Source organism: Stenotrophomonas sp. CASM106 (genome assembly GCF_049384825.1).
Taxonomy (GTDB): Bacteria; Pseudomonadota; Gammaproteobacteria; order Xanthomonadales; family Xanthomonadaceae; genus Stenotrophomonas; species Stenotrophomonas muris.
This window is the reverse complement of the sequence record NZ_JBMRFS010000006.1, coordinates 183,179-206,414: the sequence shown is the minus strand read 5'-3', so window position 1 is coordinate 206,414 and position 23,236 is coordinate 183,179. Positions and strand designations below refer to the sequence as shown.

General features: G+C 64.5%; 25 protein-coding genes. 12 read left to right on the top strand and 13 right to left on the bottom strand.

Annotated elements, in window-relative coordinates; translation table 11 throughout:
* The first annotated feature begins 51 nt into the window (after positions 1–51).
* Genes VG556_RS15875 through VG556_RS15860 form a run of 4 tightly spaced genes read left to right on the top strand, consistent with a single transcriptional unit; the run spans position 52 to position 3,188 of the window.
* A complete protein-coding gene (locus VG556_RS15875; RefSeq protein WP_014645849.1) occupies positions 52–1,359 on the top strand; it encodes a DUF6056 family protein in 1,308 nt (435 codons plus the stop codon).
* Positions 1,356–1,727: a GtrA family protein gene (locus VG556_RS15870; protein ID WP_049405977.1), complete on the top strand. Its 372-nt coding sequence runs from the start codon at positions 1,356–1,358 to the stop codon at positions 1,725–1,727. Before VG556_RS15875 ends, VG556_RS15870 begins: the two co-directional genes overlap by 4 nt.
* Positions 1,724–2,659 carry a glycosyltransferase family 2 protein gene (locus VG556_RS15865; protein WP_032957905.1) on the top strand — a complete coding sequence of 312 codons (936 nt, stop codon included), beginning with the start codon at positions 1,724–1,726 and terminating at the stop codon, positions 2,657–2,659. The genes VG556_RS15870 and VG556_RS15865 overlap by 4 nt, the downstream gene beginning before the upstream one ends.
* Before the next feature lie 46 nt (positions 2,660–2,705).
* Entirely contained in the window at positions 2,706–3,188 is a 483-nt protein-coding gene (locus VG556_RS15860; protein ID WP_141098653.1) for a hypothetical protein, read from the top strand.
* Positions 3,189–3,242: 54 nt separating this feature from the next.
* Here the strand turns inward: VG556_RS15860 and VG556_RS15855 are convergent, their stop codons facing one another.
* The 4 genes from VG556_RS15855 to VG556_RS15840 all read right to left on the bottom strand — a co-directional run bounded on the left by VG556_RS15855 (position 3,243) and on the right by VG556_RS15840 (position 6,107).
* Complete coding sequence (locus VG556_RS15855; RefSeq protein ID WP_258391319.1) at positions 3,243–4,199, bottom strand: acyltransferase family protein; 957 nt, start codon at positions 4,197–4,199, stop codon at positions 3,243–3,245.
* Positions 4,200–4,202: 3 nt separating this feature from the next.
* Complete coding sequence (locus VG556_RS15850) at positions 4,203–4,325, bottom strand: hypothetical protein (protein ID WP_258391320.1); 123 nt, start codon at positions 4,323–4,325, stop codon at positions 4,203–4,205.
* A 97-nt stretch (positions 4,326–4,422) separates the two neighbouring features.
* Positions 4,423–5,361 carry an electron transfer flavoprotein subunit alpha/FixB family protein gene (locus tag VG556_RS15845; protein WP_100449319.1) on the bottom strand — a complete coding sequence of 313 codons (939 nt, stop codon included), beginning with the start codon at positions 5,359–5,361 and terminating at the stop codon, positions 4,423–4,425.
* Complete coding sequence (locus tag VG556_RS15840) at positions 5,361–6,107, bottom strand: electron transfer flavoprotein subunit beta/FixA family protein (RefSeq protein ID WP_014035896.1); 747 nt, start codon at positions 6,105–6,107, stop codon at positions 5,361–5,363. The genes VG556_RS15845 and VG556_RS15840 overlap by 1 nt, the downstream gene beginning before the upstream one ends.
* 280 nt (positions 6,108–6,387) lie before the next feature.
* Between VG556_RS15840 and rfbB the strand changes: the two genes are divergently transcribed.
* Genes rfbB through rfbD form a run of 4 tightly spaced genes read left to right on the top strand, consistent with a single transcriptional unit; the run spans position 6,388 to position 9,789 of the window.
* Entirely contained in the window at positions 6,388–7,443 is a 1,056-nt protein-coding gene (gene rfbB / locus VG556_RS15835; protein ID WP_014645855.1) for a dTDP-glucose 4,6-dehydratase, read from the top strand.
* Between the two features lie 14 nt (positions 7,444–7,457).
* The gene (rfbA, locus tag VG556_RS15830) at positions 7,458–8,345 is read left to right on the top strand and encodes a glucose-1-phosphate thymidylyltransferase RfbA (RefSeq protein WP_014645856.1); all 888 of its coding nucleotides are present in this window, start codon (positions 7,458–7,460) and stop codon (positions 8,343–8,345) included.
* Complete coding sequence (gene rfbC / locus VG556_RS15825) at positions 8,342–8,899, top strand: dTDP-4-dehydrorhamnose 3,5-epimerase (RefSeq protein ID WP_014645857.1); 558 nt, start codon at positions 8,342–8,344, stop codon at positions 8,897–8,899. The genes rfbA and rfbC overlap by 4 nt, the downstream gene beginning before the upstream one ends.
* Positions 8,896–9,789 (top strand): dTDP-4-dehydrorhamnose reductase, encoded by an 894-nt coding sequence (gene rfbD / locus VG556_RS15820; protein ID WP_100449320.1) that lies wholly within the window; start codon positions 8,896–8,898, stop codon positions 9,787–9,789. The genes rfbC and rfbD overlap by 4 nt, the downstream gene beginning before the upstream one ends.
* A 103-nt stretch (positions 9,790–9,892) precedes the next feature.
* Here the strand turns inward: rfbD and VG556_RS15815 are convergent, their stop codons facing one another.
* Complete coding sequence (locus tag VG556_RS15815) at positions 9,893–11,296, bottom strand: mannose-1-phosphate guanylyltransferase/mannose-6-phosphate isomerase (protein ID WP_049405968.1); 1,404 nt, start codon at positions 11,294–11,296, stop codon at positions 9,893–9,895.
* Positions 11,297–11,307: 11 nt separating this feature from the next.
* Positions 11,308–12,654: a phosphomannomutase gene (locus tag VG556_RS15810; RefSeq protein WP_423180030.1), complete on the bottom strand. Its 1,347-nt coding sequence runs from the start codon at positions 12,652–12,654 to the stop codon at positions 11,308–11,310.
* Between the two features lie 140 nt (positions 12,655–12,794).
* Between VG556_RS15810 and VG556_RS15805 the strand changes: the two genes are divergently transcribed.
* From VG556_RS15805 to VG556_RS15795, 3 genes are read left to right on the top strand one after another with little or no spacing between them, the layout of a single operon-like run.
* A complete protein-coding gene (locus tag VG556_RS15805; RefSeq protein ID WP_049405964.1) occupies positions 12,795–13,529 on the top strand; it encodes a CoA transferase subunit A in 735 nt (244 codons plus the stop codon).
* A 1-nt stretch (position 13,530) separates the two neighbouring features.
* Positions 13,531–14,163, top strand: a complete 633-nt coding sequence (locus tag VG556_RS15800) for a CoA transferase subunit B (protein ID WP_032957921.1) — start codon at positions 13,531–13,533, stop codon at positions 14,161–14,163.
* 48 nt (positions 14,164–14,211) lie between these two features.
* Entirely contained in the window at positions 14,212–14,799 is a 588-nt protein-coding gene (locus VG556_RS15795; protein WP_014645863.1) for an alpha-ketoglutarate-dependent dioxygenase AlkB family protein, read from the top strand.
* Positions 14,800–14,874: 75 nt separating this feature from the next.
* Here VG556_RS15795 and VG556_RS15790 read toward each other — a convergent pair whose 3' ends face one another.
* From VG556_RS15790 to VG556_RS15775, 4 genes are read right to left on the bottom strand one after another with little or no spacing between them, the layout of a single operon-like run.
* Positions 14,875–15,516, bottom strand: coding sequence for an ABC-type transport auxiliary lipoprotein family protein (locus VG556_RS15790; RefSeq protein WP_100449321.1), 642 nt, complete (start codon positions 15,514–15,516; stop codon positions 14,875–14,877).
* Positions 15,513–16,439, bottom strand: coding sequence for an MlaD family protein (locus VG556_RS15785; protein ID WP_014645865.1), 927 nt, complete (start codon positions 16,437–16,439; stop codon positions 15,513–15,515). The genes VG556_RS15790 and VG556_RS15785 overlap by 4 nt, the downstream gene beginning before the upstream one ends.
* Positions 16,440–16,442: 3 nt before the next feature.
* Positions 16,443–17,270 (bottom strand): ABC transporter ATP-binding protein, encoded by an 828-nt coding sequence (locus tag VG556_RS15780; protein WP_046428302.1) that lies wholly within the window; start codon positions 17,268–17,270, stop codon positions 16,443–16,445.
* A 1-nt stretch (position 17,271) separates the two neighbouring features.
* On the bottom strand, positions 17,272–18,393 hold the full coding sequence (locus tag VG556_RS15775) for an MlaE family ABC transporter permease (protein ID WP_014645867.1): 1,122 nt from the start codon (positions 18,391–18,393) through the stop codon (positions 17,272–17,274).
* Between the two features lie 92 nt (positions 18,394–18,485).
* Between VG556_RS15775 and VG556_RS15770 the strand changes: the two genes are divergently transcribed.
* Positions 18,486–19,745, top strand: a complete 1,260-nt coding sequence (locus VG556_RS15770) for a threonine/serine ThrE exporter family protein (RefSeq protein WP_032957924.1) — start codon at positions 18,486–18,488, stop codon at positions 19,743–19,745.
* A 92-nt stretch (positions 19,746–19,837) separates the two neighbouring features.
* Here the strand turns inward: VG556_RS15770 and VG556_RS15765 are convergent, their stop codons facing one another.
* From VG556_RS15765 to VG556_RS15755, 3 genes are all read right to left on the bottom strand, one after another.
* Positions 19,838–20,221: an H-NS family nucleoid-associated regulatory protein gene (locus VG556_RS15765; RefSeq protein WP_010480700.1), complete on the bottom strand. Its 384-nt coding sequence runs from the start codon at positions 20,219–20,221 to the stop codon at positions 19,838–19,840.
* Positions 20,222–20,442: 221 nt separating this feature from the next.
* Positions 20,443–22,146 carry a proline--tRNA ligase gene (locus tag VG556_RS15760; RefSeq protein WP_046428415.1) on the bottom strand — a complete coding sequence of 568 codons (1,704 nt, stop codon included), beginning with the start codon at positions 22,144–22,146 and terminating at the stop codon, positions 20,443–20,445.
* 657 nt (positions 22,147–22,803) lie between these two features.
* Positions 22,804–23,181 (bottom strand): DUF4124 domain-containing protein, encoded by a 378-nt coding sequence (locus VG556_RS15755; protein ID WP_100449376.1) that lies wholly within the window; start codon positions 23,179–23,181, stop codon positions 22,804–22,806.
* Between the last annotated feature and the right edge of the window lie 55 nt (positions 23,182–23,236).

The following is a 23,236-nucleotide window of genomic DNA, read 5'->3' as shown; positions in this document are numbered from 1 at the left end:
GCAGTCTCGACGAGCGAGTCTGCGGAATTTTTCGAGTATCGGCACAAAGGAATGAGCAGAACAGCGTCCTCCCAAACAAGTCACTTCCCGCTGATAGTGGCTATCTGCGCCGCCCTCGGACTATTCGTGTACGTGGCGACTGCCATGATTTCACCTCTCAACGGCGAGGATTTCGCATTGACGCGGGATATGGCCGGCGTTGCGCCGATGGATCGTTTCGGCTGGATCATTGAACGTTCGTCGGCACAGATTACGCAGTGGAACGCACGTCTTGGAGAGCAGCTCGCAATCCTCTGGCTGAGCGTACCTCGGATCTACTTCGTCCTGGCGACGACAGCCTCGCTGCTGTTCTTCTGTGCCGTGGTTGCCGTGTATGGGCGCAGGCAAACGGATCGCGATTCGTTCCTGCATGGCTCAATCTACGCGCTGGCGATGCTCTGGTTGTTCTGGCCGGGTTACGAAGTTTTTTTCTGGACGACGGCCCAAGCGGCCTACTTCCAGCCGATGATTCTCACCCTTCTGTTGATGTCCTTTTACTTTACCGCCGAGGCGACGCAGAAGCTTGGTGAATCGAACCTCCGCTGTCTTGTTGCGGTCGTACTGGCGTGCCTTGTTGGCCTTTCGTTCGAGAACGTACCGCCTGCGCTGGGTGCGGGAATGGGGCTGGTACTTCTGCTGAGCGGAAGGGCTCGCTGGCGAATACGCGCAATTGTTCCCATCATCGCACTCGCCGCTGCGTGGGGAGTGTTGATGCTGGCGCCCTCCACAGCAATCCGTCGTGCCGCATACGCAGCCATGTATCCAGCCAACCTCGGTGTTGGTCACGTGCTTGAGCGGTCCCATAGTGTTTTTGGCACGTTGGTGAGTACAGGCTGGCTGCTCGTGTTGGCAGGGACGGCGGCTAGCGTTTACCTGTGGCGCGTGCACGGATGGCGGCAGCAGGTGGTGCTGGCGTGGACGGTGTCCTCTCTCACTGTGCTCAGTGTCATTGCCGCGCCCTACACGGAGCCTCGTGCCTTTATTGTTCCGTGGGCAATCTGGTACATGCTCGTTGTCGCCGCTGTCATTCGACTGGTGTCGATCAGTTGGTTCCGCTCGGGTGCAGCGATTGTAGCCGTTGCCAGTCTTTACCTTCCGCTGCAGGCGAATCTCTCATATGTTGAGTTTGCGCGCAGCCTGGAAGAGCGAGATTCCTACATACGAATCATGTCTAGGACCGAGCGCTGCCAGCAAGGCATTGATGTCGGGCATGCTACTAAAGCATATTCTTATAAGTATCTGAACAGTCGCGAAGCCTGGTTCGTCGCAAATCCTGCTTACGTAAGCGCCTACTACGGTTGCAAGGTGCTGCCGCAATGAGCAGTCGCCGATGGATGCCATTCCTGCGATATGCGGTCACTGGTGGCCTGAATACTGCCGTGCACTGGATGATATTTGTGCTTCTGGTATGGCTGGGTAACCCACAGTCCATCTCCAACCTCTGCGCGTTCCTGGTGGCGGTCACATTGTCTTTCTTCCTGAATGCTCAGTGGACATTCAAGACCCGGACCAGCATCAAGCGGTATGTGGTGATGGTTCTGACAATGGGGACGCTCAGCTTCGTTCTGGGTGCCGTCGCAGATGCGCTCTCACTGCATCCGATCGTTACAATGGTCGGGTTTTCTGCCGTAAGCTTGGTGATTGGTTACCTTATTGCAAAGTTCATTGTTTTCCGGGAGGTCCCTTGAAAATCAGTCTTGTCATACCGGTCTTCAATGAACAAGAGGCCATCCCCATCTTTTACCGGGCGGTGCAGATGCTGCCTGGACTTGAGGGGCATGATCTCGAGCTTGTTTTTGTAAATGACGGCAGCTCCGATGGAACCGAGTCGGTCATCACTGCGTTGGCGGCGGCGGATCCCAAAGTCACGCTGATCAATTTCTCGCGTAATTTCGGTAAAGAACCAGCATTGCTGGCTGGCATACACGCAGCGCGTGGCGATGTCGTCATCCCGATGGATGTCGATCTCCAGGATCCACTGGAGTTGCTTCCCGCCATGGTCGAAAAGTTCAAGGCAGGTGCCGATGTTGTACTCGCACGGCGCGTTGATCGCGGTAGCGATGGCTTCCTCAAGCGAAACAGTGCCAACTGGTTCTACAAATTGATCAATGCGATTTCAGAAAGTCCTGTAGAGGCAAACGTTGGTGACTTCCGCCTGATGTCCAGGCCTGTCGTTGAAGCGATCAAGCAACTGCCCGAGAACCGGCTGTTCATGAAGGGCTTGTTGAGTTGGGTTGGCTTTTCAACCGACTTTGTCGACTACTCACGACCCGAGCGCTCTGCCGGTGTCTCGAAGTTCAATGGTTGGAAGCTGTGGAATTTTGCGCTTGAGGGAATCACCTCGTTCAGTAGCGCGCCGTTGCGCGTGTGGACGTACGTCGGCAGCACGATTGGATTTTTCTCGATTGCCTACGGGGTCTGGATTGTGATCGACAAGCTGCTGCATGGGAACGCAGTGCAGGGTTACTCCTCTTTGATTGCAGCCATTCTCTTTCTCGGTGCCGTCCAGTTGATTGGAATTGGCGTCCTCGGTGAGTACATCGGGCGTATCTATTCCGAGGTGAAGCGTCGTCCCCGCTACATCGTCCGCAGCACAGTGCAGCATGAGAAGAAGGACTGAACGGATGGAGGCTGGCGCGTACCGTATGTGGGTAGCGGGACTGTTGGTGAGCCTGGTCGGAATAGCCGGGTGCTCAGAACAGGTGCCCGAGGTGACAGTTCCGGCCGGGATGGTCCACGGCGAGCGGGCAAGCCCCTCCGCCGTCATCCAAAAGCCGCATGTCGCGCAGGGCTGCAATCTTGAGACCGTCAATGGGCAGCCCGTCGCCTCGTTACCGGTCCAGGCGTCAAACGGTCAGATTGCATTGAGTGGTTGGGTCGCGGGCCAGATCGATGATCGTGGCGAGCTGGTCGGCGAGACTTCGCTGGTGTTTTCTGCGGGTCCCGGAACCACGGAAATTAACGTCGCCGGAGCAGATGTTCATCACCGTGAGGATGTTGCGCGTTCTCTCGGAGAGCCTGCGTTGTCCGCGGCAGGATTCGAAGCTCTCCTAGATGGATCAAAGCTGTCGCCGGGCACATACGCCCTCACGCTGAAGCGAGGCTCTTACGTATGTGCCCAACCATTCAGTCTGCAGAGGGGCAATTGAAGTCTGATCCTGCACGCTCCGCGGGCCACTTCCTGCACAGCGGATTCACTTGTTTTATGAGGTTCGCGTGAGCCTGCCCCCGCGCAGCTTGTCGTACAGACGTTGGCCAGGTACTTCCACGAAGTAATATGTGAAAGCTGCCGTCACTAACACGCAGGCGAGCGTGACCAAAGCTGCAGTGGCAAATGCGAGTCCACCGTGTCCGATGTGCGCATCTATTTGCGCGTAGATGCCATGCATCTGCAGGAGTTGGATCAGCGGGAACTGCACCAGATAGGTGCTGTAGCTTACAAGGCCAAGCCAGCGGGTTACCTTGTTGTCGAGCCATCGCGGGAAACCCGCTATCGACATGCCGACCATCAAGGGCGCTGCAATCGAAAGCAGAACTTCTTCTGGCAGGCCGAACGGTGCGTGCAAGGAATAGATGGTGCATGCCAGCAGCGCCAGGAAAGCAACACCTACGGCTTGGCGCTGCATTGCATTGCGTGCTGTCGGCATGCCGGCACGGCTGAGATGTAGGATAAGGAGGCCGAGAACGAAATATTGGCTGTGGACCAGTACGTTGAGTGATGCGAACTCGTTCAGTTGGCCATCAAAGCTGTCCTGCAGGTAGCGCTTTGAAAGTACTGCAATCGGGCATAGCACTACCCACGCGAGTGCTGCCGACTTGACTGTCCTGATGGTCGAAAGCAGCAGCGGGAACATGAAGTAGAAAAGCCATTCGATACCGATGGACCAACCGCCGCCGACGAGGCCGCTCTGCTTGCCTGGTACAAGCGTAAACAGGAAGCTTCCTGACAGCATGAAGTCGAGCAGAGGTGGCATCGGTTGATCCATGGCCAGCCGAAAAGCCACGCCTGTGAGGATCATGAAGTAAAACAGCGGAGCGATTCGGAAGAATCTTTTCTGGTAGAAGACCTTGATCGCTTCGGTACTGCTCATGCGTGAATAGTAGGCATGACCGATAGCAAACGCGCTCAGCACGAAGAACACGCGGACGAAGAAGTCCATCCTTCAGGTAATGGCCGCAGCCGTCTCATTGATCGGGATGCCCGAAAGATAGAGGACATGAAACATGACCACGCCGAGCGCCGCCAATCCGCGGAGGACGTCCGGCCCGTGGATGCGGTCTTGCATCTGATTGTTCATAGTAAGAAGTGAACCCGTGAAGGAGAAAAGGGCCGGCTGAACTTCAGCCGGCCCTTGGATGGCGAAAGGCCTCTGCGCTGAGTCGTCAGAGCGCCTTTTCCAGCTCCGGCAGGATCGCAAACAGATCGCCCACCAGACCGATATCGGCAATCTCGAAGATCGGCGAGTCCGGATCCTTGTTGATCGCGACGATCGTGCCGGCATCCTTGATGCCGGTCAGGTGCTGGATGGCGCCACTGATGCCGACGGCCACGTAAAGTTCCGGCGCGATGATCTTGCCGGTCTGGCCGACCTGCAGGTCGCTGGGCACGTAGCCGGCATCAACCGCAGCGCGCGAGGCACCGACGGCGGCACCGAGCTTGTCGGCCAGCTGGAAGATGACCTTGAAGTTCTCTTCCGAACCGACACCACGGCCACCGGAGACCACGCGCTTGGCGCTCTGCAGGTCCGGGCGGTCGCTGGCACCAGCGGCGAGGCCGACGAAGCGGGTGTGGGTCGGCAGGGCAGCATCGACGCTGGCCGCTTCGATGGTGGCGCTGCCGCCCTGGGCGGCTTCCGGCCACGAGGCGGCACGCACGGTGGCGACCACGATCTGGTCGGCCGGGGCTTCCACGGTGATGATCGCGTTGCCGGCGTAGATCGGGCGCTTGAAGGTGTGGCTGCCTTCAACGCTCATCAGGTCGGAAACCTGGTTGACGCCCAGCAGGGCGGCCACGCACGGCATCAGGTCCTTGCCGAAGGTGGTCGACGGGCCGAACACGTGGGTGTAACCCTTGGCCAGCTGCGCGATCTGCGGTGCCAGCACCTGGGCGATGGCCTGCGCGTTGGCAGCGTTGGCCACGGTCAGGACCTTGGCGACGCCAGCGATCTTCGCGGCCTCGGCAGCCACGGCAGCCGGATCGGCGGCCAGCACCAGCACGTCGATGCTGGCGCCGCTGATGGCGGCAGCAGCGCTGACGGTCTTGGCGGTGGCGGCGTTGAGCTTGCCGTCGTGGTGCTCGGCGATGACGAGAATCCAGCTCATTACAGCAACCCCTTCTGCTTGAGTGCGGCAACCAGTTCGGCCGCGTCCTTGACCATCACACCCTTGCTGCGCTTGGACGGCGCGGCGTACTGGGTGGTCTTGAAGGTGTCGGCGGCTTCAACGCCGAGGTCGGCCAGCTGCAGGGTCTCCAGCGGCTTGGCCTTGGCCTTCATGATGTCCGGCAGCTTGATGAAGCGCGGCTCGTTCAGGCGCAGGTCGGTGGTGACCACGGCCGGCAGATCGACTTCCAGCGTTTCCAGGCCGGCGTCGACTTCGCGGGTCACCGTGGCCTTGCCGTCGGCAATGTCCAGCTTGCTGGCGAAGGTCGCCTGCGGGCGCCCCCACAGCGTGGCCAGCATCTGGCCGGTCTGGTTGGCGTCGTCGTCGATCGCCTGCTTGCCCAGGATCACCAGGTCCGGCTGTTCCTTCTCGATCAGCTTGAGCAGGGTGCGCGCGGCGGTCAGCGGCTGGATGGCCTGGTCGGTGACCACATGGACGGCGCGGTTGGCGCCCATGGCCAGGCCGTTGCGCAGGTGCGCCTGGGCATCGGCCGGGGCGATGGTGGCGACCACGACCTCGCTGGCGATGCCCTTGTCGCGCAGGCGCAGGGCCTCTTCCAGGGCGATTTCATCGAAGGGGTTGGGGGACAGCTTGACGCCGTCGGTGACCACGCCGGAACCGTCCGGCTTGACCTGAATGCGGACGTTGTAGTCCACCACGCGCTTGTACGCGACGAGGATTTTCATCTGGTACGGGGTCCTTCAATAACGGAGAGAACGTCCGGTCCTCGCACAGCAACCGGTTCGGGGGTGGGACCCCGATTCTAGCTGGCTTGAGGGGACCATGCGAATGCGTATGGTCTTGTAGTGATGCTGCGCCGCCGCATAGCTTTGGCGTGAAGGCAGCTTTCTGATGTCATGTTCACGTCATGCAGGCAGTCGTGAAGGTTTCCCCGATGTATCCTGTCCCGCTATGTCGGGCACCGTGGGTGCCTGTGGACGTCATCATTGAACAGGAGATCAGGTAGTGCCCACATGGCTTGTCACCGGCGGTGCCGGCTTTATCGGCGGAAATTTCGTCCTCGAGGCAGTTGCCCGTGGCATCAAGGTCATCAACCTCGACGCCCTGACCTACGCCGGCAACCTGAAGACCCTGTCCAGCCTGGACGGCAACCCGAACCACGTGTTCGTGCAGGGTGACATCGGCGACGGTGCTCTGGTGACCCGTTTGTTGGCCGAGCACCAGCCCGATGCGGTGCTGAACTTCGCCGCCGAGAGCCACGTCGACCGTTCCATCGATGGCCCGGGTGCGTTCATTCAGACCAACGTAGTGGGCACCCTGGGGCTGCTGGAAGCGGTGCGCGACTACTGGAAGGCGCTGCCAGCCGAGCAGGGCGCCGCCTTCCGCTTCCTGCACGTGTCCACTGACGAGGTGTACGGCACCCTGGGTGAGACCGGCAAGTTCAGCGAAACCACGCCGTATGCTCCGAATTCCCCCTATTCGGCGTCGAAGGCCGCTTCGGACCACTTGGTCCGCGCCTTCCACCACACCTACGGGCTGCCGGTGCTGACCACCAACTGCTCCAACAACTACGGTCCGTACCACTTCCCCGAGAAGCTGATCCCGCTGGTGATCGCCAAGGCGCTGGCTGGCGAACCGCTGCCGGTGTACGGCGATGGCAAGCAGGTGCGCGACTGGCTGTTCGTGTCCGACCACTGCGAAGCGATCCGCACCGTGTTGGCCAAGGGCCAGGTGGGCGAGACCTATAACGTCGGCGGCAATTCGGAAAAGCAGAACATTGAAGTGGTGCAGGCGATCTGCGCACTGCTGGACCAGCGCCGTCCGCGCGAAGACGGCCAGCCGCGCAGCAGCCAGATTACCTACGTCACCGACCGCCCCGGTCATGACCGCCGCTATGCGATCGATGCCTCGAAGCTGAAGAACGATCTGGGCTGGGAACCGGCCTACACCTTCGAACAGGGCATCACCTTCACCGTTGACTGGTACCTGGACAACCAGGAATGGGTCAACGGCGTGCTGGACGGCAGCTACCGTCTGCAGCGCATCGGCACCGCAGCCTGAATCCAGGAGATTTCATGACCCAGCGTAAAGGCATCATCCTCGCCGGTGGCTCCGGCACCCGGCTGTATCCGATCACCAAGGGCGTCAGCAAGCAGCTGCTGCCGGTGTACGACAAGCCGATGATCTATTACCCGCTCAGCGTGCTGATGCTGGCGGGCATCCGCGAAGTGCTGATCATCAACACCCCGCACGAGCAGGCGCTGTTCCAGCAGCTGCTGGGCGACGGCTCGCAGTGGGGAATGGACATCCAGTACGCGGTGCAGCCGAGTCCGGATGGTCTGGCCCAGGCCTACCTGATCGGCCGCGACTTCGTCGCCGGCAAGCCGAGCTGCCTGGTGCTGGGCGACAACATCTTCCACGGCCACGGTCTGCGAGAAGTGCTGCGCAACGCCGACCAGCGCGAGCAGGGCGCGACCGTATTCGGCTACTGGGTCAACGACCCGGAGCGCTACGGCGTGGCCGAGTTCGACAAGGACGGCAAGGTCATCGATCTTGTCGAGAAGCCGGAGAATCCGCGGTCGAACTATGCGGTTACCGGCCTGTATTTCTATGACGGCAATGCCAGCGACTATGCGGCCGAGCTCAAGCCGTCGCCGCGTGGCGAGCTGGAGATCACCGATCTGAACCAGCGCTACCTGCGCGAGGGCCATCTGCATCTTGAGGCGCTCGGCCGTGGTTACGCCTGGCTCGATACCGGCACCCATCAGTCGCTGCTTGAGGCGTCCAACTTCATCGAGACCATCCAGACCCGTCAGGGCCTGCAGGTGTGCTGCCCGGAAGAAATCGCGTTCGGCAAGGGCTGGATCAACGCCGAGCAGCTGGAAGCACTGGCTGCGCCGTTGATCAAGAATGGCTACGGCCAGTACCTGCACAAGCTCGCCCTGCGTGGAGTCGTTCCGTGAAAGTGATTGAAACCAAGTTGCCCGGCTGCGTGGTGATCGAGCCGGCGGTGTTCGGCGATGCCCGCGGTTATTTCTTCGAAACCTGGAACGCCGAGCGCTTCGCCGCGCTGGGCCTGCCGGACCGTTTCGTGCAGAGCAACGTGTCGACCTCTGCGCAGGGCGTGCTGCGCGGCCTGCATTACCAATGGCCGCGGCCGCAGGGCAAGCTGGTCAGCGTGCTGGAAGGTGAGGTCTATGACGTGGCCGTGGATATCCGCCGCGGTTCGCCGACCTTCGGCCAGTGGGAAGCGGTGGTGCTGAGCGCGGAGAACAAGAAGCAGTTCTGGATTCCGGAGGGCTTTGCCCATGGCTTTGCTGTGTTGTCCGAGCGTGCGGTGTTCAGCTACCTGTGCACCGAGGTTTATCTGAAGGACTTCGATGCCGGCGTGCGCTGGAATGACGCAGGCATTGCCGTGGACTGGCCGGTCAGCGCACCGACCCTGTCAGCCAAGGACGAGAACGCACCGTTCCTGAAGGACATTGCTGAAGATCGCCTGCCGGTCTACGTGCCATGACCGTGCTGGTGTTCGGTGGCAACGGGCAGGTGGGCCAGGAGTTGCTGCGCGCGCTGGCGCCGCTGGGGAAGGTGATTGCAACCACGCGCAGCGGCCAACTGCCCGACGGAAGTACCTGCGAAACGGCCGACTTCGGCCAGCCCGACAGCCTGCCGGCATTGCTGGACCGCGTGCAGCCGTCGCTGGTGGTCAATGCGGCCGCCTATACCGCAGTTGATCGTGCGGAGCAGGAGGTCGAAGCGGCCTTCGCTGCCAATGCGCAGGCGCCGGGCGTGATCGCGCGCTGGTGTGCGGCGCATGGCGTGCCGTTCGTGCATTACTCCACCGACTACGTGTTCGACGGCCAGGGCAGCGCGCCCTACCGCGAGGACGAGCCGACCGCACCGCTGGGCGTGTATGGCACCAGCAAGCGCGATGGCGAGGACGCGGTGCGCGCGGCCGGTGGCCGCCATCTGATTTTCCGCACGGCGTGGGTGTATGCCTCGCACGGCGCGAACTTCCTGCGCACGATGTTGCGTGTGGGTGCAGAGCGTGACGTATTGCGTGTGGTGGCTGACCAGATCGGTACGCCGACGCCGGCGGCGCTGATCGCCGATGTCACCGCGCAGGCACTGCAGCATCCTGGACAGTTGTCGGGTACCTGGCACCTGACCGCCAGCGGCCAGACCAGCTGGCATGGCTTTGCCGAGGCCATATTTGCCGAGGCGTTGGCCAGCGGCGTGTTGGCCAAGGTGCCGACGGTCGAGGCGATTCCCAGTTCCGAATATCCGACCCCGGCCAAGCGCCCGGCCTGGTCGGTGCTGGACAACCGCAAGCTGCAGCAGGATTTCGGCGTCGTGCTGCCGAGCTGGCAGGATGGCCTGAAGCGGGTGATGGCGGAGCTGGCCTGACGGCCGTAGCGCCGGGCCAAGCCCGGCGACGCAGCGCTGCCGGGCCGATCAGGGACGGGTCAGAGCCCGCTGCGCAGCAACGGGATCCGACCCCGGGCAAACCTCAGCGGCGCCCGTAGGTATCCTCGAAGCGCACGATGTCATCCTCGCCCAGGTAGCTGCCGGACTGCACTTCGATCAGTTCCAGCGGCAGCTTGCCCGGGTTGCGCAGGCGGTGGGTCACGCCCAGCGGAATATAGGTGCTCTGGTTCTCGCTGAGCAGGATCACCTCGTCACCACGGGTCACTTCAGCGGTGCCGCTGACCACGATCCAGTGTTCGGCGCGATGGTGATGCATCTGCAGGCTCAGCGTGCCGCCGGGCTTGACCGTGATCCGCTTGACCTGGAAGCGCTCGCCGTTGTCGATCGAATCGTAGGCACCCCACGGGCGATAGACCTTGCGGTGCCAGGTGGCCTCGCTGCGGCCCTCGGCCTTCAGCTGCGCAACCACTGTCTTGACGTCCTGCATGCGGTCGGCCTTGCCGACCAGCACCGCGTCGTCGGTTTCCACCACCACCACGTCATCCAGCCCGACCAGCGCCACCAGGCGCTGTGCGTAGGCATAGGTGTTGCGGCAGTCGATGGCGATCACGTCGCCCTGGTGGGCGTTGCCATCGCCGTCCTGCTGCGAGACATCGCGCAGCGCGGTCCACGAGCCGACATCGTTCCAGCCGGCATCCAGTGGAATCACCACGGCATCGGCGGTCTTCTCCATCACCGCATAGTCGATCGAATCGGACGGAACGGCAGTGAAGGCCTCCTTGTCCAGGCGCGTGAAATCGGCATCGCGACGCGCCTGCTGCCAGGCCTGGCGGCTGCCGGCGAGCATGGCGGGCTGGAAGCGTTCCAGCTCCTGCAGGTAGCGCGAGGCCTTGAACAGGAACATGCCGCTGTTCCAGTAGTACTGGCCGCTGCTGACGTAGCGGGTGGCGGTGCCCAGGTCGGGCTTCTCGACGAAGCGCTCGACCGCGCGCAGGCCCTGGCCATCGGCGGCCTTGATATAGCCGTAGCCGGTTTCCGGGCCGGTCGGCACGATGCCGAAGGTCACCAGCTTTCCGGCTTCGGCGGCAGCGGCGGCGGCCTGGACGGCGCTGCGGAATGCAGTCTCGTTGTTGATCACATGATCGGAGGGCAGCACCAGCAGCAGCGCGTCGCCGCCGTCGCGGGTGGCTTCCAGCGCGGCCACCGCGATCGCCGGTGCCGTGTTGCGGCCGACCGGCTCAAGGATGATCGCGGCTGGCTCGGCGCCAACCTGCTGCAGCTGCTCCGCGGCTACGAAGCGATGCTCTTCGTTGGCGATCACCAGCGGTCCACGCGCGGCGATCGGCGCCACGCGCTTCCAGGTGGCCTGCAGCATCGTCAGTTCGCCCGCCAACGACAGGAACTGCTTTGGGTACGCCTCGCGCGACAGCGGCCACAGGCGGGTACCGGATCCACCGGACAGGATGACGGGCTGGATGCTGCTCATGCGTTCCTCGATTACTGCTGGATGAGGCGGGAGATGTCGTCGGTACGTGCCTGCATCAGTGCGGCATCGCCCCGGGCTTCAACATTCAGGCGCAGCAGCGGCTCGGTGTTGGAGCTGCGCAGGTTGAAGCGCCAGTCGCCGAAGTCGGCGCTGATGCCATCGGTGTGGTCCAGCGTGGGCGACTGCGCTGCGAAGTGCTCCATCACGCGTGCGACGGCGGCCTTGGCATCGCTGACCTTGAAATTGATTTCGCCGCTGCACGGGTAGGCAGCCATGCGGTCTTCGACCCAGTCGGCCAGCGAGCGCCCGCTTTCGGAAACCAGCTGGGCGATCAGCAGCCACGGAATCATGCCCGAGTCGGCATAGGCGAACTCGCGGAAATAGTGGTGGGCGCTCATCTCGCCACCGTACACCGCGTCTTCGGCGCGCATCTTTTCCTTGATGAAAGCGTGGCCGCTCTTGCACTGCACCGGTACGCCGCCGGCCTGTTCGACCATGTCCACGGTGTTCCAGACCAGGCGCGGGTCGTGCACGACCTTGCCGCCGGGATTGCGCGCCAGGATTGCCTTGGCCAGCAGGCCGACCAGGTAGTAGCCCTCGATGAAGCGGCCGGTATGGTCGAAGAAGAAGCAACGGTCGAAGTCACCGTCCCAGGCAATGCCGAAATCGGCACCGTGTTCGCGCACGGCGTCGGCGGTGGCGGCGCGGTTCTCCGGCAGCAGCGGGTTGGGAATGCCGTTGGGGAAGCTGCCGTCCGGCTCGTGGCAGATGCGGATGAACTCGAACGGCAGGTGCGGCGACAGCAGGTCGACGATGGCCCCGGCACCGCCGTTGCCGGCGTTGACCACCAGCTTCAGCGGTCGCAGCTTGCCAGCGTCGACATAGCTCAGCAGGTGCTGGATGTACGCGCTCTTGTCGTGCTGCGCGCTCTGCGCGGCACGCGGCGGCTGTGCCGCGGACGTATCGGCGGCAACCGCATCGGAAATCGCGAACAGGCCAGTATCGGAGCTGATCGGTCGTGCGTTTTCCTTGACCAGCTTCATGCCGTTGTAGTCCATCGGATTATGGCTGGCGGTGACCATCACACCGCCGGCCGCGCCCAGGTGGTCGGTCTGGAAATAGACCTCTTCCGTGCCACACAGGCCGATGTCGATCACCTCGCGCCCGGTACCGCGCAGACCTGCGGCCAGTGCATCCTGCAGCGCGGGGCTGGTCAGGCGCACGTCATGGCTCAGCACCACCGGGCCCGGCGCAAGCTGCGCCGCCAGGGCAACGCCGATGCGGCGGGCCAGATCTTCGTTCAGTTCTTCCGGCACGCGGCCGCGGATGTCATAGGCCTTGAAGGCGGGCAGGGGCATTGATCGGGATCCTTGGGTGGCTCAGCACGCGATTGTAGTACCTGTCTTGTATGGGAAGCGTTTCCATGCCGCAACGCCACGTGACCGCCTGCCGTGCTGGCCTAGAATGGTGTGATTACATCAACGAAGTGAGGGCGTAGATGAGCAATCCGGCAACGACCGGCGCAAAGCGCGGCAAGCGCTTCGCCAGTGCGACGGAGGCCCTGCAGGGGGTGGTCGCCGATGGACAGACCCTGGCCGTGGGCGGCTTTGGCCTGTGTGGCATCCCCGAGGCGCTGATCGCTGCGCTGCGCGACAGTGGCGTCAAGGGCCTGACCGTGATCTCCAACAATGCCGGTGTCGATGGCTTCGGACTGGGCCAGCTGCTGGAAACCCGGCAGATCAGCAAGATGATTTCGTCCTACGTGGGCGAGAACAAGGAATTCGAACGGCAGTTTCTGGCTGGTGAGCTGGAGCTGGAGTTCAACCCGCAGGGCACTCTGGCCGAGCGCCTGCGTGCCGGTGGTGCGGGTATTCCGGCGTTCTTCACTGCCACCGGCTATGGCACGGTGGTTGCCGAGGGCAAGGAAACCCGCGAGTTCGACGGCAAGCACTACGTGATGGAGACGGCGCTGCGCGCCGATGTGGCGCTGGTCAAGGCCTGGAAGGCCGACGAGGCCGGCAACCTGGTGTTCCGCAAGACCGCACGCAACTTCAACCCGGCCTGTGCGATGGCCGGCAAGGTCTGCATCGTGGAAGTGGAGGAGGTGGTGCCGGTCGGTGCCATCGACCCGGACCAGGTGCACCTGCCAGGCATCTATGTGCACCGCATCGTGCACAACGCGCATCCTGAGAAGCGAATCGAACAGCGCACCATCCGCGCGGAGGGCAACTGACATGGCGTGGACCCGTGACGAGATGGCGGCACGCGCCGCCCAGGAGCTGACCGATGGCGCCTACGTGAACCTGGGCATCGGCCTGCCGACGCTGGTTGCCAATCACATTCCCGAAGGCGTGGACGTGTGGCTGCAGTCGGAGAACGGCCTGCTCGGCATCGGCCCGTTCCCGACCGACGCTGAAGTCGACGCGGACCTGATCAATGCCGGCAAGCAGACGGTTACGGCGCGTGCCGGTGCCAGCTACTTCGGCAGCCACGACAGCTTCGCGATGATCCGCGGTGGCCATGTGAACCTGGCCATCCTTGGCGCCATGCAGGTCACCGACAAGGGTGACCTGGCCAACTGGATGGTGCCCGGCAAGATGGTCAAGGGCATGGGCGGGGCAATGGACCTGGTCGCCGGCGTGCAGCGGGTTGTGGTGCTGATGGAGCACACTGCCAAGAACGGCGAGCACAAGATCCTGGCCGAATGCACGCTGCCGTTGACCGGCGTGGGCGTGGTCGACCGCATCATCACCGATCTGGCGGTGTTCGACGTGACTGAAAAGGGCCTGTTGCTGGTGGAGGCCGCGCCGGGTGTCAGCGATGAAGAGCTGAAGGAAAAGACCGGCGTCGCGTTCCAGCGCGGCTGAGGCTGCAAGGGCGGCCAAACGTGCCGCCCTGCTTCTTGAGGTGCCGCCATGCTGTTCCCCCACGACCTGCCCGATGCCGATGTCCTGCACCTGCCGGGATGGCTGGCTGCGGCCGAGGCCGACCAGCTGCTGTATTCGCTGCAGGCCGAAGTGCCCTGGGAAACCCATCGCATCCGCATGTTCGGCAACTGGGTGGACTCGCCGCGGCTGAGCTGCTGGATCGGCGACCCGCAGGCCCGCTATCGCTATTCCGGTGCCGAGTTCGTGCCGCGCCCCTGGCCGCCGGTGTTGCAGGCCATGCGCGGGCGCCTGGAAGCCGAAGGCCACGGCCGCTTCAACAGCGTGCTGCTGAACCGCTACCGCGGTGGCGGTGACTACATGGGCTGGCACAGCGATGACGAGCCGGAGCTGGGCCCGGCCCCGGTGATCGCTTCGCTGAGCCTGGGCGCGGCGCGCCGATTCCTGCTGCGACGCCGCGACGACCCGGCACGCAAGGCTGAATTCGTGCTGGGCCACGGCGACCTGCTGCTGATGGCCGGACAGACCCAGCGCTTCTACCAGCACGCGCTGCCGAAGATGGCGCGGGTGCACGGCGAGCGGATCAACCTGACGTTCCGTTGGATTTCGCCGCGTTGACGAAGAAGGGGTCAGATCCCTTTCCGGCCGGAAAGGGACCTGACCCCGTAACCACATGCCCGGCGAATGCTGCGATCAGCGCGCAACGGTCGGCTGGTCGGCCTGCCCGCTCTGCAGCGTCCAGCCCACCACGTCCTGCGCCAGCTGCTGCAGGCCACGCTCGAACGCGGCGGTCACCGCCGGTACGTCGGTGCTGCCGACCGGCTGCGCCTGGCGGAAGGTGCGGTCAGCGACCACACGCTGGTCGGCGACATGGATCAGCTTGGCGTTGACCTCGATCACCACGGTGGGCGTGGCCTGGCCCTGGTAATCCGATTCGAAGCGGCGCACATCGGTGGACAGCTTGTAGTCGGCGCGGATGCCGGCGGTGCTGCGGGCCACGCCGCGGATGCGGCCGGAATCCTCGAAGCCACGCAGCAGCGTGTCCTCGATCATGTCGGTGGCCGGCTGCGCCCAGCTGGCACCCTTGTAGATCTCAAGCTGCGACGGTGTCGGCCGCACATTGATGCGCGGGCTGTCGACCATGCGCGCGGCGCTGGGCTTGGCCAGTACCAGCTGCCAGCTGGCCTGCGGCCACGCCGGGTCTGCCTTGACCTGCACGGATGGCGAGTACAGCGTCACCGCGGATTTCTCGCTGCTGCCGAGGATGGAGCAGCCCCCCAGCAGGGTGACCATCGAAGCGGCCAGCAACAGGCGTGGAAGGGTGGTCGGGCTCATTTGGGTTCGAACTCCTTCGGTGCGTCGCGGCCCAGCAGGTAGCGCGCGGGGTTGTTCTCGAGGCGGTCGCTGACCCGGCGCAGGTCGCGGATCAGGCCGCGCAGTTCGGTCAGCGTCGGGCCCAGCTGGCCGAGGCCATCGTTGGCGAAGCTGTTGATCGCGGCGCGGTTCTCGCCAAGGATCGAATCGGCGTTGCCGGCGGCCGAGTCGAGCTTGGCCAGGGTCGCGTCGAGCTTGTCGATGATGCCGGGCAGCTGCTGCACCAGGTTCCTGTCCAGGCGCTCGATGGTGCCGTTGGTGGTCTTCAGCGTGGTGTCCAGGCTGCGGGCGGCATCGCGCGCGCTGAGCAGCAGCGCCTGCGTGCCCTGGTCACGGTCGGCCAGGCCGCCGCTGATCGTCTCCAGGTTGGCCAGCGTCGCGTTGATCGAGGCCACGTTGCGGTCGCTGAGGATCTGGTCCATGCGCTCGACGATGCGGTTGGCGACGTCGGTGATGTTCTGCAGCGCAGAGGGCGTGGTCGGGATGATCGGTGCCGGGTCCTTGTTGACCGTGGTCAGCGCCGGCGACTGCGGCGTGCCGCCGCTGAGCTGGATGATCGACGGGCCGGTCAGGCTGGTGATCGCCAGCTTGGCGCGGGTATCGGTCTTGACCGGCGTGTTGGAGTTCAGGCGGATGCGCGCGACTACCTGGCGCGGGTCGTCCGGCACCAGGTTCAGTTCGGTGATCGAGCCCACCGCGATGCCGTTGTACTGCACCGGGCTGCCCACCGACAGGCCGGTCACCGCTTCGCGGAACACCACGCGGTACTCTTGCCAGGTACGGTCGGAGGAATATTTGGCGGCCCACAGGCCGAAGGCCAGCAGGGCCAGGCCGGTGATCAGGGTGAACGCGCCGATCAGCACGTAGTTGGCTTTGGTTTCCATGGCTCAGGCACTCTCGATCTGTTCGCCACGCGCGGCGCGCGCGCGGGGTCCGTGGAAGTATTCCTGGATCCACGGATGATCCAGTTTCTCGATGTCAGGCAAGGGTGCGTTGGCCACCACCCTGCGGTCGGCGATCACCGCGACCCGGTCGCAGATCGCGTACAGCGTGTCCAGGTCGTGGGTGATCAGGAACACGGTCAGCCCCAGCGCTTCCTGCAAGGTCTTGATCAGGCGGTCGAACGCGGCCGCGCCGATCGGGTCGAGCCCGGCGGTGGGTTCGTCCAGGAACAGCAGCGGTGGATCCAGCGCCAGCGCACGGGCCAGGCCGGCGCGCTTGCGCATGCCGCCGGACAGCTGCGAGGGCAGCTTGTTGATCGCATCGGCGGGCAGGCCGGCCAGTTTCACTTTCAGCAGCGCCAGTTCGTAGTGCCAGCGCTCGGGCAGCTCGCGATGGTGTTCCTTCAGCGGCACCTGCACGTTCTCGCCCACGGTCAGCGAGGAGAACAGGGCGCCGTCCTGGAACAACACGCCGGTGTTGCGCTCGATGTGCAGCCGGCTCTCGGCGTCGTCGGCACGCGCGTCGCGGCCGAGTACTTCGATCTGCCCGGCATCGGGCACGCGCAGGCCGAGGATCGAGCGCATCAGCACCGATTTGCCGGTACCGGAGCCGCCGACCACGCCCAGGATTTCGCCGCGGCGCACATCCAGATCCAGGTCTTCGTGCACGGTCTGGCTGCCGAAGCGGTTGACCAGGCCACGCACGCGGATGGCCAGTTCGTGGCCCTGGTCGTCGCGCATGTCGATGGAGTCGGGGAGGGCGGATGTGCTCATGTCACCAGTCCATGTGCATGAACCACAACGCCGCGAAGGCGTCGATGATGATCACCAGCGAGATCGTCTGCACCACGCTGGAGGTGGTGCGCTCGCCGACCGACTGCGCGGTGCCCTCGACCTTCAGTCCTTCCAGGCAGCCGATCAGGCCGATCACCAGCGCGAACACGGGTGCCTTGGACAGGCCGACCAGCAGGTGCCGCACTTCCATCGTCTCGTGCATGCGCGCGATGTACATCTGCGGCGGGATGTCGAGGTCGAACGCGCCGACGGTGATGCCGCCGGCCAGGCCCGCGATCATCGCGATGAAGGTCAGCAAGGGCAGGGTGACCAGCAGCGCCAGCAGTCGCGGCAGCACCAGCAGGTCGACCGGGTCCAGGCCCAGCGTGCGCATTGCATCGATCTCCTCGCGTGCCTTCATCGCACCAATCTGCGCGGTGAACGCACTGGCGGTGCGGCCGGCCAGCACGATCGCGGTCAGCAGTACCGCGAACTCGCGCAGGAAGGCGATGTTGACCAGCTCGACCACGTAGATCTCGGCGCCGAAGTCGCGCAGGATGGTCGAGCCGAGGAATGCGATCACCGCACCCACCAGGTAGGACAGCAGCGCCACCAGCGGTACCGCATCCAGCCCCACCTGCTCCATCTGGTGCACGGTGGCGGTCAGCCGGAAGCGGCGGGGTTCCTTGACCAGCCGGGCCGCCTTGACCAGGTTCTCGCCGAGGAAACTGCACAGCGCCTTGATGTTGTGGCCAGTGGCGTGGACGCTGACACCCAGCCGTTCCAGCGCGGCCAGCACGCCGAAATCGCGCTTGGGCTTGGGGCGGTCGTCGGCCACTTCCTCGATGGTACACACCAGCGCCTGGTGGTCCGCGCGGAACTGCAGTGCGTCCTCGTGCAGATCGGCACGGTGGGCCACGCGCAGCACCTGCAGCACGCCGGCCGAATCCAGCTGCTCGATGCCGGTGGCATCGATGCCGGTCAGCTTGTCGGGAACGCCGTGCAGGACCTCGGCCGCGGCCAGCGCGGTCTTCAAGGTCCAGGTGCCGGACAGGTGGATCAGGCCCGGGTCATGGGCATCCTGTTCGAGCTGGGGGGCGAGGTTCGGGGTGACGTGGGCCATTCGGGTCGCAGCATAACCGTTCTGTATCGGGCTTCGCGTCGAACTCGGATGAATTTCTCCGGTGGGCCCCAGCGTAGGTAATACTACGGCGCATGTCCGCAGACGCTCACACGATCCCCACGCCCCAGGCCACCTACGCACAGCGCGTGGCCTTTGTTTCCGAGATCGCCGGACGCCTGCACAGCTATGGCACCACGGCCCAGCGCCTGGAAACGGCGGTGGTGGCACTGGCCCGCCAGCTCGATCTGGATTGTGAACCGTGGTCGAATCCCACCGGTATCATCCTCAGCTTCAGCGATCCGGCGCAGGCGATCGGCTCCAGCGACATCACCCGCGTGATCCGCCTGGCGCCCGGTGAGAACGACCTGCACAAGCTCAGCGTCGCCGACCATATCGCCGAAGAAGTGTCCAACGGGCGGATGAGCATCGCCCAAGGCCATACCGCGCTGCGCCAGCTGGACAAGGATCCGGGCCGGCGCGGCAAGCTGCGCACCATCCTGTCATTCACCCTCGGCGCGGCCGGCGTGGCCGGCATGTGGAAGCTGCCGTGGCTGGACATCGCCACCGCCGGTGTCATCGGCCTGATGATCGGCCTGCTCGGCATGGTCACCGACCGCCGCCCGGCCACCCGCGAAGCGGCCGAGGCGCTGGCGGCGCTGCTGGCCGGCATGGTCGCCACCCTGGTGGCGTCCTTCATTGGCGCGCTCAACCTCAATACGGTGATCATCGCCTCGCTGGTGGTGCTGCTGCCCGGCATGTCACTGACCAATGCGGTCAATGAGCTGGCCAGCCAGCACTGGGTGTCGGGCACCGCGCGCTTTGCCGGCGCGCTGACCACCATCATGAAGCTCAGCGTCGGCGCGATGATCGCGGTAACCCTGGCCGACGTGCTCGGGCTGGATCCGGTGATCCGCGCCGCGCGGCCGCAGGGGCCGTGGGTGGAGTGGGGTTCGCTGCTGACCGCGGCCTTTGCGTTCGCGATGCTGTTCAAGGCCAACCGGCGCGATTACCCGTGGGTGATCGCCGCCTCGGTGGCCGGTTATGCGATCTCCAAGTTCGGCGGCCATGCCTGGGGCGCGCCGGCCGGCATCTTCCTGTCGGCGATGCTGCTGACCGCGGGCGGCAATCTGTTCGGTCGCCTGATCGGGCGTCCAGGCGCGATCATCCGCCTGCCCGGCATCATCATGATGGTGCCCGGCAGCACCAGCCTGCGCGGTGTTCTGACCCTGGTCCAACAACAGGATGTCGGCGCCGGCCAGAGCGTGTTCCTCACCGTGCTCAACGTGGTGATGGCGCTGGTCGCCGGCCTGCTGTTCGGCAACCTGCTGATGCCCGCTCGCAAGACCCTGTGATGATGTCGGTGGGTGTGGACCCCGGTCCACACACCGGAGAATGAAAAACGCCGGCGTCCGCCGGCGTTTTTCATTCCAACCTGATCCCGGCCTCAGGCCTTCTTGATCAGGAAATCTTCCGGCTTCTTGTTGCCCTTGGCGGTCAGTTCAGCCATCCAGCGCGGCTGCTTGCCACGGCCGGTCCAGGTTTCCTTCGGATTGGCCGGGTTGCGGTACTTCGGTGCAACCTTGCCCAGCTTGCGGCCGGCGGTCTTCGACGGGGCCTTGGCGGCCGGGGCGGCCTTGCGGGCACGCGTGGCCGGGGCGCTGCCGAACAGTTCTTCGATGGTGTAACCCTCGGTCTTGGCCAGCTTGGTCAGCTGGGCCCGGACCTTGGTGATCGGCCGGCGCTTGGCGACGATGGTCTGCTGCTTCTTGGCGGTACGGATCAGGGCGCCCAGCTCGCGTGCTGACAGGCCGGTCAGGTCAATGCTCATTTACGGTTACTCCGGAAACTAATGTGTGGACGGGACAAGCCAGTCCATGGCGTCGGCGGACAGAATAGAGATGAATTAATCACAGCACAAATGCAGGCGGGTCATGGCGTGGCGGCATGCAGACGCCGTCGCGGTGATTTTGACCGGATTATGTCCGCTGCAATATCGGGGAAGGGCGCGGGCAAAAAAAAAGACCGGGGCAGGCCCCGGTCTTTTCCTGATCAGCCCTGCAGACGCTGCAGCAGGGAGGCCTTGTCCAGGTTCTCCGCGTCGCTGGCGCGGCGCGAGCGGTACTCGTAGGTGCCAGCGGCCAGGCCGCGTTCGCTGACCACCACGCGATGCGGAATACCGATCAGCTCCATGTCGGCGAACATCGCGCCCGGGCGCAGGCCGCGGTCGTCGAGTGCAGCGTCCAGGCCCGCGTCGCGCAGCTCCTGCAGCAGGTTGGCAGCGGCGTCGGCCACGGCCGCATCGCCCTTCGGGTTGATCACACACACCACCACCTGCCACGGCGCCATCGCGTCCGGCCAGATGATGCCGGCATCGTCATGGTTCTGTTCGATCGCGGCAGCCACCACGCGCGAGATGCCGATGCCGTAGCACCCCATCGCCATCACCGCGGCCTTGCCGTTCTCGTCCAGCACGGTGGCATCCAGCGCTTCGGCGTACTTGCGGCCGAGCTGGAACACATGGCCGACTTCGATGCCACGTGCGATCTTCAGTTCACCGCCGTCCACGGCACGGTCGCCGGCCCGCACGTTGCGGATGTCGGCCACTTCCGGTTCCGGCAGGTCGCGGCCCCAGTTGACGCCGGCCAGGTGGAAACCGGCTTCGTTGGCGCCGACGACGAAGTCGGCCATCGCCGCCACTTCGCGATCGGCGACCACGCGGATGGCCTTGGCCGGCGCGACCGGGCCAAGGAAGCCCGGCACGCTGCCCAGGTGCTCGGCGATTTCCGCCTCGCTGGCGAAGCGCTGCTCGTCCAGGCCGGCGACCTTGGCCAGCTTGATCTCGTTGACCTCATGGTCGCCACGCACCAGCGCCAGCACGAACTGCTGTGCCTTGCCTTCGCCGGCGATCAGCGCCACCGACTTCACCGTGCGCTGCAGGTCGATGCCGAGCAGCGCCGCGACGTCCTCGCAGGTCTTCTGGGTGGGGGTATCCACCTTGCGCATCGTTTCGGTGGCGGCCGCACGCGGCGCCGGATCGGCGGCAATCGCCGCTTCCATGTTGGCTGCGTAGTCCGAGCCGGTGGAGAACACCAGCGCGTCCTCGCCGGAATCGGCGATGACGTGGAATTCCTGCGACGCATCACCGCCGATGGCACCGGAGTCCGCCTGCACCATGCGGAAATCCAGGCCGAGGCGGGTGAAGATGCGGCTGTAGGCCGACTTCATGTTCTCGTATTCGCGCACCAGGCACTCATCGTGCAGGTGGAACGAATAGGCGTCCTTCATCAGGAACTCGCGCGAACGCATCACGCCGAAGCGCGGGCGGATCTCGTCGCGGAACTTGGTCTGCACCTGGTAGAAGTTCACCGGCAGCTGCTTGTAGCTGGACAGCTCGCTGCGCGCGAAGTCGCAGGCGGCTTCTTCGGCGGTCGGGCTGTAGCAGAACACCTGGTCCTTGCGGTCCTTGATCTTCAGCAGCTGCGGGCCGAACTTCTGCCAGCGGCCGGTCTGCTCCCACAGTTCCTTCGGCTGGATGGTCGGGATCTGGAATTCCACGGCACCGGCCCGGTCCATTTCCTCGCGCACGATGCGCTCGACCTTGCGCAGTACGCGCAGGCCCAGCGGCGACCAGGTGTACAGGCCCGATGCCAGCTTGCGGATCATGCCCGCGCGCAGCATCAGCCGATGGCTGGTCAGCTCGGCGTCGCTGGGGGTTTCCTTGGTGGTGTGCAGGTGGAACTGGGAGAGGCGCATCGTCGGCTTCGGATAACGGCAGAGACCTCTATTCTGCCAGCCCGGCCGGGGGGAGGGGTATCGGCAGGGCTGCGCCCTGCACCCGCGGGTAGTGCCGGCCGCTGGCCGGCAACAGCAACAGCAAAAACGGGTCTCCTGGGAGATGGCGGGGTGGGTCCGGTTACAGGGGACGCCGTAAACCCATCCCTGGGGGCTTGGTCGCGCCTTGCTCGTGTGCGCTGTCCTGCGCACACGGCAAGACCGGTGTTGAGCGTCCTGCCCAACCCGCCCGAGGCATGCCTCGGGCCCACGCCGCTCACACCCCTGCCGCCGGACCCACCCCGCCTTCGATAGTTTCCTGCGAGCTGTCGGAATGGCTCCTGGGGTCAGATCCGTTTTCCGCAGGAAAACGGATCTGACCCCGAATTCAATTCGAGATCTGACAGATTTCATCCACGTATGGCGTGGATCTACCACCGTCACCGGGAAACTGTCGAAGGCGGGGCGGTGTCGGATTGCGGGGTGTCCGCGGCATGGATGCCGCGGCCAAGCCCCCATGGACGGGTTTACGGCGCCCCCGCAATCCGACACCGCCCCGCCATTCCACGGAATGCCCGCTTTTGACGTTGCCGTTGCTTGCAGCCTCTGCAGGTGCAGGGCGCAGCCCTGCCGATACCCTTAACCGGCCGGTGGGCAGTACGCCTTGATGGCGGCCTGCGCCAATCCCCTCTGCGCGGTGTGCTGCTCCGGAGTCAACGGGGTATCGGCCTTGCCATCACCATCGGTGTCCTGCATCACCTGGCCACCACCGTCCAGCAGGGCCAGGTTGGCCCGGGCCGTGCTGCACTGCCCGGGGACCGGCGCGGCCGGGGTCTCGGTGCTGGCTGCGGCCTGCGGGGTGCGGGCCTGCTCGCGGGTCTCGAACTGCTTGCCCGCCGGCGGGGTCTCCGAATACTGGGTTACGCCATGGGCGTCCTTCCATTTGTAGACGGGGCCGGCCAAGGCGTTGGCACTGGCCAACAGCAGCAGGCATCCAAGGCAGGACAGGGCACGCATGGCAGACTCCACGGAATGGGCGCAGAACGCCGATTGCAGCATTGGCGCCGACCGC